This is a genomic window from Gemmatimonadota bacterium (genome assembly GCA_016704275.1).
Lineage (GTDB): Bacteria > Gemmatimonadota > Gemmatimonadetes > Gemmatimonadales > GWC2-71-9 > Palsa-1233.
In genome coordinates this window covers 659,436-672,048 of record JADJAK010000001.1, presented here as the reverse complement: position 1 = coordinate 672,048, position 12,613 = coordinate 659,436, and the positions used below count along the sequence as shown (strand labels likewise).

Genomic DNA, 12,613 nt, shown 5'->3' with positions numbered 1-12,613 from the left:
GTGATCTCATGGTGGGGGCGGCGGGACGATGGTCCCGACCAGGACCACGCGCCCCCGGACCTCGCCATGAATCGTCATGGCGGGGGCGCGACTCGCCACGACCAGGTCACGCTGCGTGCTCATCCCGACCGTTGCCATTTCCATGGGCGCGTAGATCTCCCAGCGCACCGGCAGCCAGCCATCACCCTCCTGCAGGGCGAACGCGATCCTGCCGCCGGCGCTCCCCTTCGGCATGAAGGTGGGGAGGTGCTCATGCGCGAAGATCAGTTCGCGCAACGCCAGGGAGGAGACATCGAGCACGAGTTCGCCCGAGATGTCGACCAGCCCGGTCCGGGCGCGCGGTTCGTAGCGGACGCGGATCACCCCCGCGGCTGCATCCCGCACATCCTGCGAGAAGGAGAAGCAGTGGCCGTCCAGGAACCAGTCGGCGAAGAGCACGCGCAGGTCAGGACCGTAGTACACCCGGCCGATCCCCTCCTCCGGCGCGAGCACGCGCGAGAAACCGACGCGGCGCAGCGTCTCGGGATCGATGCTTTGTAGTGGCCAGCCGGTGAGGATGCCCGTCGTCGTATCGGCACGCACCGAGTCAACCGTTGCGGTCACGACCGTCCGGGTCGCCACCTCCTGAAACGGAAACTCGGTCCCGACCTCGAGCGTTGCCTCGATCTGCGTGAGCGCGTTCTTTCCGGCCTCGAGGAGGCGTCCGAGGAGGGGATCCGCCATGATGTCCGGCCCGCAGGCACGACGCTTCCCGGCGGCCACCACGTCGGGAAGGATCGTCACCGCCGGCTCGAGGCGGAAATCGGGGAGCGCGATGCTCGCCGCGCCGATCCGCGCCACCACGACCGGATGGATCGTGAAGCCGATCGCGGCGACCCGCACGCGATAGGCGGCGGGTCGCGGCACCACGAGCTGGTAGGCCCCGGTCGGGGACGCGATCGTGCGCCGCAGCACCCGTCCGGCGCTGTCCTGCAATTCGACGAGGGCGCCGGCGATCGGGAGCCCCTGCGCTGCGTCGACGACGCGACCGCGAATCGCCTGCGCGTGGCCGAGCGACGGCAGACCGAGGGTTAGCAGGGCGAGCAATCGGAAGAGGCGCATCGGAATGGGGCTCACGGTGGGTGGACTGAACATCCGAAAGGTACCGCCCCGGGCGGCGATTGCCCCGCCACCTGTCTCCACTCGCAACGTCGCCGGTCCGGGCCCATCTTCCACGCCGTCCTCCTCTCCCCGGAGCCCCGCCCTGTGACGTCCCACCGCAAATCCGCCAAGCTCGCCAACGTCGCCTACGACATTCGCGGGCCGGTGCTCGACAAGGCCCGTCGGATGCAGGAGGCCGGGGAATCGATCATCCAGCTGAACATCGGCAACGTGGCCGCCTTCGGCCTGCAGCCGCCCGAGGCGATGCTGACGGCGATGCTCGCGCGCATCCCGCAGGAGGCCGGCTACACCGACAGCAAGGGGCTGGTGGCACCACGAGAGGCGGTGGCGCGCTACGCGGCGTCGAAGGGGATCGCCGGCGTGACTCCCGACGATGTCTACCTCGGCAACGGTGTCTCGGAGCTGATCCAGGTGGCCATCAACGCCCTGCTGAACGACGGCGACGAAGTCCTGATTCCGACGCCCGACTATCCGCTCTACACCGCGTTGGTGGGCCTCGCCGGCGGCGTGCCGGTCCACTATCGCTGTGACGAAGCGGCCGGCTGGCTGCCGGACCTCGAGGACATTCGCGACAAGGTCGGCCCGCGCACGCGCGCGATCTTCGTCTGCAATCCGAACAATCCGACCGGCGCCCTCTACCCCGAGCCGATCCTGCGCGACCTGCTCGAAGTCGCGCGGGCTCATCGCCTGGTCGTGCTCGCCGACGAGATCTACGACCAGACGCTGTATGACGGGCACGTCCACACCAGCGTCGCGTCGCTCGCCGACGACGTCCTGGTGCTCACCTTCAACGGGCTGTCGAAGAACTATCGCGCGTGCGGTTTCCGCGCCGGCTGGATGATCGTCTCGGGCGATCGCGACGACGCGCGTGACTACGTCGAGGGCCTGACGATGCTCGCCTCGCTGCGCCTCTGCTCGAATACGCCGGGGCAGATCGCCATTCAGGCCGCCCTGGCAGGCGACTGTTCGATTGCGCCGCTGGTCGCGCCAGGGGGCCGCCTGCACCGCCAGCGTGACCTCGCGCACGCGCTGCTCTCGGAGATTCCAGGCGTGAGTGCGGTGAAGCCGAAGGCCGCGCTCTACCTCTTTCCGCGCCTCGACCCGGCGATCTATCGGATCGCGGACGACCAGCAGTTTGCCTACGACCTGCTGGCCGAGGAGCGGCTGCTGATCGTGCAGGGCACGGGCTTCAACTGGATCGCGAACGACCACTTCCGGCTGGTGTTCCTGCCTGAGGAACCCGTGCTGCGCGAGGCGATCGGGCGGCTGGCATCGTTCCTTGGGCGCCGGCGCGACAGGCCTTCGCCGGCCTGAGGCGGTCGCGCGGCGCTACGGATGTCGGGCCGGCTGTCCACCACGGAGGTAGGCTACCCAGTACACCCCGGCCACCAGCAACGTCCCGCCGATGATGTTCCCCAGGGTGACCGCGGCCAGGTTGCGCGCCGCGGCAGCGATCGTCACCGCACCGGCGCTGTCGAGCAGCATGCCGAAGGGAAGGAAGAACCAGTTCGCGATCGAGTGCTCGAAACCGATCGCCACGAATGCCGTGACCGGAAAGAGGATCGCGAGCACCTTGTCCGCGACGCTCCGTCCCCCCATCGCGAGCCAGACGGCGAGGCAGACGAGGGCGTTGCAGAGGATGCCGCGTGCGAGCGCCTCGCCGACGGTGAGCCCGCCCTTGAGCGTGGCGACCTGCACCGCCGTCGCCCCGACCGCTCCGTCGCCGAGTGCGGCGATGTTGCCCCACCACGCCAGCAGCACGGTCGCAAGGCTGCCGACCACGTTGCCCACATAGACGATGGCCCAGTTGCGGAGGACCGCGCGCGTGTCGATCAGGCCACTCGCCCATGCCATCGCCAGCAGGTTGTTGCCAGTGAAGAGCTCCGCCCCCGCGACGATGACCAGGACCAGGCCGAGGCAGAAGCTCAGCCCGCCGATCAAGCGAGTGACGCCGAAGCCAAGCCTCGGGTCGGTGACGACCACCGTGAAGAGCAGCGCGGCGAGCGCAATGAACGCCCCCGCGAGAATGGCGAGCACCAGCAACGTCAGGCCATCGGTGTTGGCCTTCGCGACGCCGACCTGTTCGGCCTTGCGCGCGATCTCGCGGGGCGGAATGGCGTCGACGAGGTCGCTCATCGCGAACGCGTGAGCTCGTAGAAGCCGGCGGGAGCGTTGCCCGGATCGTCCGGATCGACGCAGGAACCGCAGACGCGATTCATCGCCGTGACCGCGTGCAGCTGGATATGCGGCGCCCGATGGTTCGGCAACACCGGCTCCTCACGCAACAGGTCGGTGCTCAGGTACTTCTTGTTGGAATCGCAGAAGATCGTGGCCACCACGGCGTCGGCGCCGAGCGCGTCCTGCGCAGCGACCGCGGCGAGGAAGTTCGCCCCGCTGGAGATGCCGACGGCGAGGCCGAGTTCCTGCGCGAGCGCCTGCGCCATCAGGATCGCATCGCCATCGTCGACCGCGAGCACCGCGTCGAGTTCGTCGAGTTGCACGATGGCCGGGATGAACTCGTCGCTGATCCCCTGGATGCGATGCTTGCCGACCTTGTGCCCGGTCGTGAGGGTCGGGGAGTTCGCGGGCTCGACCGGATGCAACTTGATCGACGGCTGCACGCTCCGGAGATAGCGGCCGGTCCCCATGATGGTGCCGCCCGTGCCCACGCCGGCCACGAATGCGGCTGGGGTGAGCCCCAGGTTGCGCAGTTGTGCCCAGATCTCGGGACCGGTGGTGCGCATGTGCGCGTCGCAATTCAGTTCGTTGGCGAACTGACGCGGGAGGAACGCCCCGGGCCTCGCCTTCGCGAGCGCCTCGGCGAGCGCGATCGAACCGAGGAAGCCGCCCTCTTCCTTGGACACGAGGCGAATGGTGGCGCCGAACGAGCGGATCAGCGCGATCCGCTCGGCACTCATCCAGTCGGGCATGAAGATCGTGACCGGGTGTCCCAGTGCGCGCCCGATGGCGGCGAAGGAGATGCCGGTGTTGCCACTGGTGGCCTCGACGATCATCCCGCCCGGCTGCAGCTCGCCGCTTTCCCGCGCGTGGCGCAGGATGTGGAGCGCCATCCGGTCCTTGATGCTGCCGGTGAGGTTGAGGCTCTCTGCCTTGGCGTGGATCAGGCGCGGGGGGCCGCCGTCGACCGAGAACTCGATCGTGAGGAGCGGGGTGTTGCCGACGAGGACACGAAGTCCCCGGAGCCGGTCAGCGAGGGTCATGCGGCGCATGCAGCGCTCCTGGCGGGCAGCCGGGGGAGGCACCCACCGTGGATTCTATCAGGGTGGTGGCGCCACCGCACGGCGGGGTCTTGGGTAGCTTCCGAGGAGGCCCATGGCGACCCCCTCGACGGAGCACCGATGCCCCGCTCTTCCCGGCTGCTGATCACGCTGATCTCGCTGCTCCTCCCCGCCCACGTGGCGGCCCAGGGACCCGCGCCCACCGCCAGGCCGGACGGGCCGGGCACGCTGCGGCTCTTCCTCGACTGCGAGACGTCGGGGTGCGACTTCGACTACTTCCGGACCAAGATCACCTGGGTGGACTACGTGCGGGACCGCACCGCCGCGGACGTGCATGTGCTCGTGGTGTCCGTGGGCGCCGGCGGGGGCGGCAGCGAGGTGACCCTCCGTTTTGCCGGGCGCGACCGGTTCCTCGGCGTCGATGACGAGATCCGCTACTCGGCGGCGCAGGGCGCCACGTCGGACGAGCGACGGATCGAGTTGGGCCGCTTCCTCGCGCTGGGCCTGGCCCGCTACGCCGCGCGCCTGCCGCAAGGTCGCAACCTCGCGGTCACCTTCACGGCGCCGACCAAGGCCGCGGCGGCCGTCCCCGCGGCCGACCCGTGGAAGCTCTGGGTGTTCTCGGCCGGGATGAACGGCTACCTCAGCGGCGAATCGAGTTCGAAGTCGAGCGATCTCGGCGGCAGCTTTTCGGCGGGTCGCACCACGGCCGATTGGAAGTTCCAGGCCTACATCTCGGGCAACAAGAGCGAGAACAGCTTCGACCTCGGCGATGGCAGCACCTACCGCTCCAAGGTGCACAGCTACTACGGCAGCGGGCTGCTGGTGCGCAGTCTGGGCCACCACCTCTCGGCCGGCGCCCTCTTCAGCGGCACGTCCTCGACGCAAGAGAACATCGACCTGAACCTGCGCGTGGCTCCGACGCTCGAGTACTCGGTGTTCGACTACGCCGACTACACCAAGCGTCGGCTCACCCTGCAATACAGCGTCGGCTTCAACCGCTACGAGTACACCGAGACCACCATCTTCGACCGCGACGAGGAAACGCTCGTCAATCAATCGCTCGGCGCCTCCTACGTCACGCGGACGACCTGGGGCAGTGCCAGCATGAGCGTCAGCGCGTCGCAGTATCTCGCCAACCTGCGGCAGAATCGGGTGACCGTCGGCGCGTCGGCCAATGTGCGCGTCTTCAAGGGGATGGGGATCAACTACGGCGGCAGCTACGCCCGCGTCCGCGACCAGATCACCCTGCCACGCGACGGGGCCAGTGACGAAGAGATCCTGTTGCGCCTCAAGCGGCTCAGGACCAACTACCGCTACTCCGCGTACTTCGGCCTGACCTACACCTTTGGCTCGGTGCTCAACAACATCGTGAATCCGCGACTCGGCGGCAGCGGCGAGTACTACTGACCGGACGGCGGCTCCCCGGCGTGCAGCCCGCGCCCGGGGAGGCGTCACCTTGGGATCCCCCTTACCGCGCGTCCCCACCCCCAGGAGGGCTGCCATGTCCCAGACTCGTCTGTTGTCGTTGCTTGCCACGCTGATTGCCGTGCCGGTCGCGGCACAGGGAGGGACCGCCTGCCTGCAGGGGCGGGTGTACGGGGCGGCCGGGTCGCCGCTCCTGGGCGCGCGGGTCCTCCTGCTCAACACCGGGGCCGCGGTGGCGACCGATATCGAGGGGCGCTTCGCCTTCCCCGAGCTCCGGCCGGACACGGTCAGCGTGCGGGTCACCTACATCGGCTACAAGAGTGGCATGGTCACGGGGCTGCAATTGTCGGGCGCCCGAACTGTGCTACAGGACTTCACCCTCGAGGAGTCGAAGGTGACCATCTCGGAGACCGGGGGGGCGCCACCACCGGGGATGGTCGGCAATGCCGCGCGACCGCAGCCAGCGAAGCCAACGGTCTCGGAGCGCACCTGCCCGATCCCCTCCGGAGGAAGGATACGGACCCCGGGAGCTATGTCGACAAGCTCCCGGTCGACAACGTCTCGCGGGTATCCACTGGCGTGGCTCCCGGCACGATCATCCCCAGCCCCGGCCGCCTCGAGGGAACCGTCATGGCGGAAGGTCGCCAGCCGCTCTGGGGGGCACGCGTCTTCATCGTTGGGTCCCGCGCGAGCGTGACCACCGACAGTAGCGGCCGCTATCGATTCGAGGCCGTCCCCGCCGGCGTCATCACCGTCCAGGCCATGGCGATCGCCTCGAAATCGGCGACGGTCGCGGGGCTGAGGATCCGGCCGGGCGAACACGTCACGCAGGACTTCGTCCTCGCATCCCAGCCGGAGGGCGAGAACAGCATGAATCGGACGAGCGGCACGCGCCCCGAGGTCACGTACGTCGATGGAATTCCGAATGGCGGGCAGGCGCCGTACCCCAACCCCGGCCGGCTCGAAGGCATCGTGCGCGACGCCGCCAACCGCGCCGTGGTCGACGCGGTGGTCGCGGTCGTCGGCACGATGGAATCGGCGCGGACCGACAGCACGGGTCGCTACGTCCTGCCACTGGTTCCGTCCGGAGTGCTGGCGCTCCGCGTGACTCGGGCGGGGTACGCTCCCACCATGGTGGAAGGGCTCCGATTGCGCCAGGGTGAAACGATTCTCCAGGATTTCCACCTCGCTCCTGCGGCGCCCGCTCGGCCCTGAGCCCAGGGGCCAACGCCACCTTGCATCCAATGGGCCGGAGGCTAGCTTGTGGGAAGGTGTTTCACTCGTGAAACGCCTTCCCCCTCGCCACCCAATGCTGCGCTCCCTGCCCCAGCGGAGACTCCCGCCATGCCTTGGATCGATGCCGCCCTCGGCACCATCGCCTCGATCGCCCTGACCCTCTTCGTGGTCGTGAATGCGACGTTCATCATCGCGCTCTGGCGCACCCGTGATCGCCGCTTCGTCGATCGCTGGACGAAGCCGTTGGTGATGACCGATGCCGCGCTGATCTTCGCGGCCGTCGGCACCCCGGTGATTGGCATCGCGATGAAGCTCGGCGGGCAGTTCCTCGGCTTCCTCGCCACGATCCCGGCGACCCTGATCCCGGGCAAGTGACGCTCGAGCGGATTGCCCGCTGGATCATCGGTTTCTTCCTCGTCCTGCTGGCCGTCGCGGCGATCGCGCTCGGCTACACCTACTACAGCAGCAACGCGCGCCTCGACCGCCGCTGGACCTTCCCCGCTGACGTGGTCGCGGTCCCCACCGATTCCCTCTCGATCGCATATGGTGGTCACGTCGCCGCGCTGCAGGGCTGCGACGGGTGCCACGGCCCGGACCTCGCGGGCCGGCTCTTCATGGACGCGCCCGGCGTCGTGCGGCTCTACGCCCGTAACCTCACGCCGGGCGCAGGTGGCGCCGGGGCGCGCTACGGCGACGCCGACTGGGTCCGCGCGATTCGTCACGCGGTGGCCCCGGACGGTCGTGGCCTCCTCTTCATGCCGTCGCAGAACTATCAGCGCCTCAACGATCGCGACCTCGGCGCGCTGATCGCCTGGCTCAAGTCCCGGCCACAGATCGATGCGGAGTTCCCCGCGACCACCGTCGGGCTGCTGGGTCGGGTGATGCTCATGATGGGGAGCCTGCCGCTGGTGACGGCGGAGCGGATCGACCACACCGCGCCGCGGCCGGCCTCGGTGCCGATCGGGCCGACGGTGGCGTACGGTGCATACCTGGCGGGCGGCTGCCGCGGCTGCCATGGCGAGACGTTCTCCGGTGGCGAGATCCCCGGAGGCGTCGCGATGGCGCCGTCCCGCAACCTCACGCCAGACAGCGCCAGCGGGATCGGTCGCTGGTCGCTGAGTGACTTCCGTGCCGCCATGCGGATTGGGCAGCTCCCCGAAGGCGTCGTGATGGACTCGGTGGCGATGCCGATCAAGATCAGCCGCGAATTCACCGACGACGAGATCGCCGCCCTCTTTGCGTACTTCAAGTCGCTGCCGCCCCGGCCGTACGGGGGGAGATAGCGGCTGCCCCGGGGCTACCCCCTGCTGGCGCAACCCCTCGCCACGCCGATACTCTTGGAGCGGTCACGCAGCAACCACCTTGGCCCCGGGAGCACCGATGGGAACCGTGATCTTCTTCGGTCTGATCGCCGCCTTCTTTCTCTGGCTCATCACGGCGTTCAATCGCCTGGTTGCGCTCAAGGGCCAGGTGCAGAACGGCTGGAAACAGATCGACGTTCAGCTCAAGCGCCGTCACGACCTCATTCCGAATCTGGTGGACACCGTGAAGGGGGCGCTGCAATTCGAGCGTGAGACGCTCGACGCCGTCATCACGGCACGGAGCCGCGCGGTGAGTGCAACGGGCGTGAAGGACGTGGCGCAGGCGGAAGGGGAACTGACGCAGGCCCTCGGTCGGCTCTTCGCGGTGGCCGAGGCCTACCCCGACCTCAAGGCGCTGGCCAACGTCAGTCAGCTGCAGGAGGAATTGACCTCGACCGAGAATCGGATCGCCTTCTCGCGTCAGCACTACAATGACGTGGCCACGACCTACAACGTCGCGCAACAGCAGTTCCCGACGTCGCTGGTGGCAAGTCTCGCCAAGGCCTCCATCGTCGAGCTGTGGGAGATCACCGATCCCGGCGAGCGCGCGGTGCCCAAGGTCGACATCTCTCTCCGGTGATTCCCGCAGTCAGCAGTGGGCGCGTTCGCCGGGATCTCTTCAGCCAGCAGGAAGAGAACCGGCGGAAATCGTCGTGGCTGCTGATCGGCTTCATCGGCTTCTTCGCGTGGCTCGGCTTCGGCGGCGATGTCGCGCTGATGCTCTCCACCGCCGATGCCACCAACGGGTATCAGCACCGAGTGCCCGTGATCGGGATCGGGATCACGCTGGTGGCGGCCGGCGTGGCGTGGTCGGCTTGGCGCAACGGCGACAGGCAGATCCTCTGGTCCACTCGGGCGATGGAGTTGATCAACGCCGTCACCCCCGAGCAGCAGCGCCTCGCGAATGTGGTCGACGAAATGTCGATCGCCAGCGGCCTCCCGCGCCCGAAACTGTGGATCGTCCCGGACGACGACCCGAACGCCTTCGCGACCGGGCGCGATCCGGCGCACGCCTCGATCGCCGTGACCGAGGGGCTGCTTACCCGGCTCGACCGCGACGAACTGCAGGCCGTCGTGGCGCACGAGATGGCCCACGTGGCGCGGTACGACACGCGCCTGATGACGCTGGTCGCGGCGATGGTCGGGGCCATTGCGCTCCTGAGCGACGGCCTCGGGCGCTTCCTCTGGCATTCAGGGCGGAGTGGCAACACGGTCGCGCGCTCGATGGGTGGCGTCGCCGCTCGACGGAGCGGGGGCCGCAACGCCGGCGTTGCCGTGGTGCTGGTGGTGGTGTGGGTGCTGACGCTGCTGATCGCCCCGCTCGTCTCACGCCTGGTGGCGATGGCCATCTCGCGCAAGCGGGAATTCCTCGCCGACGCCACGGCGGCACAGTACACCAGGAACCCTGGCGCCCTTGCCTCCGCGCTCGCCAAGCTCGACGACGCGAGCGCACCGACGCATCGCATCGGGCGTGCGGCCACCCACCTCTGCATCGTCGACCCAGGTGACCAGCGGGTGCAGCGTCTGCGGGGCGCGCTCGGCAACCTCATGGCCAGTCATCCGCCGATGGCCGAGCGCATTGCTCGGCTCCAGGCGATGGGGTAAGCGCCGGCCGGCGCGCGGCGTGTCGACGGCGCGCTAGAGTCCGCCCGTCCGGCGCGGCGCTGGGGCGGCCGGTACGGCCGCCGGCGGCGGCACGGCCGCGCGGCGGATGTTCTGCGGCCCGCCATGCAGGAACTCCCCCACCAGAATCACTCCGCCCTGCTTGTACACGAGCCCATCCTTCAGGACGAACTGCACGTCGCGCAGCGCGTCGAGTGACTCGAGCGGATTCTCCGACAGCGCGATCAGGTCGGCGGCCATCCCCGGCTTGATCGGCCCACGGCGCGCCTCCAATTCGCTGACCTTGTACCCGTTGATGGTCAGCGCCTTCAACACCTCGGCGTTCGGCACGCCGGCATCCTGCCAGGTCTTGATGAATTCGATGGCCACCTCGCCGCGGGTCTTCCCCGGCACGAAATAGTCGGCGTCGGTGGAGTAGGTGAGCGGCACCTTGTTCTCGTAGGCGTTCTTCAGCCCGGCGACCGTGCGCTGATAGGCCGCGGCACTGGTGTGCCCCACGAGCGTGATGGGGGTCTCGGTCCCGACGCGCCAGATCCCCTTGGCGGCCATCTTCTTGTGGAGTGTGTCGTTGAGCGCCGAGGCGTGTTCGATCGACCAGATGCCGGCGTCGATGGCGCGCTGCGCACCGGCTGCGGTCTGCACGTGCCCCGCCACCTTCAACCCGGCCTTGGCGGCCTCGCTGATGAAGAGCTGAATCTCCTCGGTGCTGTATCCCCAGCGCTTGCAGTCGACACAGATCTTGATGACCCGGGCACCGAAGAGGGCGTTCTGGCGCACCGCCTTGATGATCTCGTCGTGGGTGTCGGCTTCGAGATACTCGGGATAGACGATGTTGTGGTCGAGCGCCATCGTCGGCGTCGGCGAGAACTGCCCGCCCATGCCGCCGATGATCAGCCCCGACGTCACCATCGTCGGACCCGGCAGCCACCCCGCCTCGATCGCCTGTCGCAGCGCGACGTCGGCGTAGTTGGCGTTGTTGCCCAGGTCGCGGACGATGGTGAATCCACCGCTCAGCATCTGGAGCCCGTTGGACGCCGCCTGGATCGCCCGCAACTCGGACGACTCCTTGATGTAGGTGATGTAGTAGTCGTTGCGCTCGGGGTCTTCCTTGTAGGTCAGCGCGAGGTGGTTGTGGGAGTCGACCAGCCCCGGCATCACGGTGAGCCTCGAGAGGTCGATCACCTTGGCGCCACTCGGCACGGCGACGTCGGTGCCGACCGCCGTGAAGCGTCCGCCCTGCACCAGGATCACCGCGTTCCGGGTGACGCTGCCGTTCTCCGGATCGATCAGGCGACCGGCCCGGATGGCGGTGATCGGTCCGGTGGGTGGCGCGCCAGCGCCTCCACCCTGGGCCGCCAGCGGTGCGATGGCGAGGGCGACGGCGAGCAGCGGACTGGACCAGACGAAGCGACGCATGGCAACACTCCAGACGGGTGGGGTGACGGCGGGCGGAGCAGCGATTGTAGGGATGGTGGCTGGCGCGTGAGGCGCTCAGGGAGAGTACGGCGTCCGGGGGCCGGGCGCCAGTCGGTTGGGGGGGCCGAACGAAGCAGCGGGTCCGGAATCAAGATTCCGGACCCGCTGCGACACCCTCTACCAGAGAACGGTGCGGAGTTACTTCCGGTTGCGGCGGCGCTTGGCGGCGGCCATACCAGCCAGGCCCGTCGCGAGCAGCGTCATCGTCGCCGGCTCCGGCACGACTTCCTGCGGCGTGCCACCATCGTTCGCCGTGATGCGGAACATCATGTCCTGATAGTCCCAGTCGCTACGCTGGCCGTTGTTGTCTTCGATGCCCGCGATCCAGGTGTTCGGATCGGTACGGCCGAAGCCGAACAAGGCGAACTGGGGATCAACATCCGAGTACGCGCGGCCACCGCCCAGGAGGTCGACGTAGAGCCCCCAGTACGACCAGTTGATCACTCCCGAGAACGGAAGCGGCGAGCCGGTGTTGAAATTCGTGAAGTTGGTGGTCCGATTGCCGAGATCGAAGATGCCCCAGCCCAGGTTGGCGCCGGCGATGTCACCTCCGACGCACGGAGCGACGCAGCGCCGGCTCGGGGTGCCGCCGAGGTAATCAAGGCTGTAGTCGCCACCCGAGAAGTAGACCGCCGTCCAGTTCCCACCATTGTTCAGGTAGGTCGTCGCGGGAAGCCCGGTGTACGGCAGCCAGGTGTTCGGCCGCTGATTGATGCAGGTGATCGGGGCGACGCCGGTCACGACGTAGCCCGAGTTGCACGTGGCGTTGTCGTCCGAGAGGTTATCCCAGAACTCGACGCCGTCGTTGTTCGCCGTGAAGGTACTGAACGCCTGGGCCTGCAATGGCGCAGCGCTGACGAGCGCAGCGGCCGAGAGAGCGAAAACAAGGTTCTTCATCTTCAAACAGAACTCCGGTGTGGGTTGCCCAGCCTAGGAGCACCTTCCATGCCAGTAGAGATGGCCCGGCGGTGTACACATAAAGCTTTTACTATCAACGACTTACCATAATCAAGGACCTGGCCCGCCCGAGCAATGTGGCGATCGCGCAACACCAACTGTCGCGGCCGATCGGCAGTTACCTGAGACAGC

13 protein-coding genes are annotated in these 12,613 nt (G+C 68.2%); 8 read left to right on the top strand and 5 right to left on the bottom strand.

Annotated features, from left to right (window positions below; genetic code table 11):
- Positions 1 to 6: 6 nt before the first annotated feature.
- Positions 7 to 1,134 (bottom strand): carboxypeptidase regulatory-like domain-containing protein, encoded by a 1,128-nt coding sequence (locus tag IPG05_03195; GenBank protein ID MBK6494101.1) that lies wholly within the window; start codon positions 1,132 to 1,134, stop codon positions 7 to 9.
- Between the two features lie 192 nt (positions 1,135 to 1,326).
- Between IPG05_03195 and IPG05_03190 the strand changes: the two genes are divergently transcribed.
- Positions 1,327 to 2,475: a pyridoxal phosphate-dependent aminotransferase gene (locus tag IPG05_03190; GenBank protein ID MBK6494100.1), complete on the top strand. Its 1,149-nt coding sequence runs from the start codon at positions 1,327 to 1,329 to the stop codon at positions 2,473 to 2,475.
- Between the two features lie 15 nt (positions 2,476 to 2,490).
- Here the strand turns inward: IPG05_03190 and IPG05_03185 are convergent, their stop codons facing one another.
- Both IPG05_03185 and IPG05_03180 read right to left on the bottom strand, forming a co-directional pair.
- The gene (locus IPG05_03185) at positions 2,491 to 3,297 is read right to left on the bottom strand and encodes a formate/nitrite transporter family protein (GenBank protein ID MBK6494099.1); all 807 of its coding nucleotides are present in this window, start codon (positions 3,295 to 3,297) and stop codon (positions 2,491 to 2,493) included.
- A complete protein-coding gene (locus tag IPG05_03180; protein MBK6494098.1) occupies positions 3,294 to 4,391 on the bottom strand; it encodes a cysteine synthase family protein in 1,098 nt (365 codons plus the stop codon). The genes IPG05_03185 and IPG05_03180 overlap by 4 nt, the downstream gene beginning before the upstream one ends.
- A 129-nt stretch (positions 4,392 to 4,520) precedes the next feature.
- On the opposite strand from IPG05_03180, the gene IPG05_03175 reads away from it, so the two are divergent.
- The 7 genes from IPG05_03175 (at position 4,521) to IPG05_03145 (ending at position 10,030) form a co-directional block, all read left to right on the top strand.
- The gene (locus IPG05_03175; protein ID MBK6494097.1) at positions 4,521 to 5,810 is read left to right on the top strand and encodes a hypothetical protein; all 1,290 of its coding nucleotides are present in this window, start codon (positions 4,521 to 4,523) and stop codon (positions 5,808 to 5,810) included.
- A gap of 94 nt (positions 5,811 to 5,904) precedes the next feature.
- Positions 5,905 to 6,525, top strand: a complete 621-nt coding sequence (locus IPG05_03170; GenBank protein MBK6494096.1) for a carboxypeptidase regulatory-like domain-containing protein — start codon at positions 5,905 to 5,907, stop codon at positions 6,523 to 6,525.
- Complete coding sequence (locus tag IPG05_03165) at positions 6,459 to 7,043, top strand: carboxypeptidase regulatory-like domain-containing protein (protein ID MBK6494095.1); 585 nt, start codon at positions 6,459 to 6,461, stop codon at positions 7,041 to 7,043. Before IPG05_03170 ends, IPG05_03165 begins: the two co-directional genes overlap by 67 nt.
- Positions 7,044 to 7,172: 129 nt before the next feature.
- Positions 7,173 to 7,439 (top strand): hypothetical protein, encoded by a 267-nt coding sequence (locus IPG05_03160; GenBank protein ID MBK6494094.1) that lies wholly within the window; start codon positions 7,173 to 7,175, stop codon positions 7,437 to 7,439.
- Entirely contained in the window at positions 7,436 to 8,347 is a 912-nt protein-coding gene (locus IPG05_03155; GenBank protein MBK6494093.1) for a c-type cytochrome, read from the top strand. Before IPG05_03160 ends, IPG05_03155 begins: the two co-directional genes overlap by 4 nt.
- A gap of 97 nt (positions 8,348 to 8,444) precedes the next feature.
- Positions 8,445 to 9,005, top strand: coding sequence for a LemA family protein (locus tag IPG05_03150; protein MBK6494092.1), 561 nt, complete (start codon positions 8,445 to 8,447; stop codon positions 9,003 to 9,005).
- Positions 9,002 to 10,030: a M48 family metallopeptidase gene (locus tag IPG05_03145; GenBank protein ID MBK6494091.1), complete on the top strand. Its 1,029-nt coding sequence runs from the start codon at positions 9,002 to 9,004 to the stop codon at positions 10,028 to 10,030. The genes IPG05_03150 and IPG05_03145 overlap by 4 nt, the downstream gene beginning before the upstream one ends.
- 33 nt (positions 10,031 to 10,063) lie before the next feature.
- On the opposite strand, the gene IPG05_03140 is transcribed toward IPG05_03145, so the two are convergent.
- The gene (locus IPG05_03140; GenBank protein ID MBK6494090.1) at positions 10,064 to 11,464 is read right to left on the bottom strand and encodes an amidohydrolase family protein; all 1,401 of its coding nucleotides are present in this window, start codon (positions 11,462 to 11,464) and stop codon (positions 10,064 to 10,066) included.
- 198 nt (positions 11,465 to 11,662) lie between these two features.
- Positions 11,663 to 12,421 (bottom strand): PEP-CTERM sorting domain-containing protein, encoded by a 759-nt coding sequence (locus IPG05_03135; protein MBK6494089.1) that lies wholly within the window; start codon positions 12,419 to 12,421, stop codon positions 11,663 to 11,665.
- Between the last annotated feature and the right edge of the window lie 192 nt (positions 12,422 to 12,613).

What these genes read in the sequence shown, in the direction of transcription:
- IPG05_03175 (MBK6494097.1), top strand. Translation starts at nt 4,521, where the DNA reads ATGCCCCGCTCTTCCCGGCTGCTGATCACGCTGATCTCGCTGCTCCTC.
- IPG05_03170 (MBK6494096.1), top strand. Translation starts at nt 5,905, where the DNA reads ATGTCCCAGACTCGTCTGTTGTCGTTGCTTGCCACGCTGATTGCCGTG.
- IPG05_03140 (MBK6494090.1), bottom strand. Translation starts at nt 11,464, where the DNA reads ATGCGTCGCTTCGTCTGGTCCAGTCCGCTGCTCGCCGTCGCCCTCGCC.
- IPG05_03160 (MBK6494094.1), top strand. Translation starts at nt 7,173, where the DNA reads ATGCCTTGGATCGATGCCGCCCTCGGCACCATCGCCTCGATCGCCCTG.
- IPG05_03165 (MBK6494095.1), top strand. Translation starts at nt 6,459, where the DNA reads ATGGCGGAAGGTCGCCAGCCGCTCTGGGGGGCACGCGTCTTCATCGTT.
- IPG05_03195 (MBK6494101.1), bottom strand. Translation starts at nt 1,134, where the DNA reads ATGTTCAGTCCACCCACCGTGAGCCCCATTCCGATGCGCCTCTTCCGA.
- IPG05_03180 (MBK6494098.1), bottom strand. Translation starts at nt 4,391, where the DNA reads ATGCGCCGCATGACCCTCGCTGACCGGCTCCGGGGACTTCGTGTCCTC.
- IPG05_03150 (MBK6494092.1), top strand. Translation starts at nt 8,445, where the DNA reads ATGGGAACCGTGATCTTCTTCGGTCTGATCGCCGCCTTCTTTCTCTGG.
- IPG05_03185 (MBK6494099.1), bottom strand. Translation starts at nt 3,297, where the DNA reads ATGAGCGACCTCGTCGACGCCATTCCGCCCCGCGAGATCGCGCGCAAG.
- IPG05_03190 (MBK6494100.1), top strand. Translation starts at nt 1,327, where the DNA reads ATGCAGGAGGCCGGGGAATCGATCATCCAGCTGAACATCGGCAACGTG.
- IPG05_03135 (MBK6494089.1), bottom strand. Translation starts at nt 12,421, where the DNA reads ATGAAGAACCTTGTTTTCGCTCTCTCGGCCGCTGCGCTCGTCAGCGCT.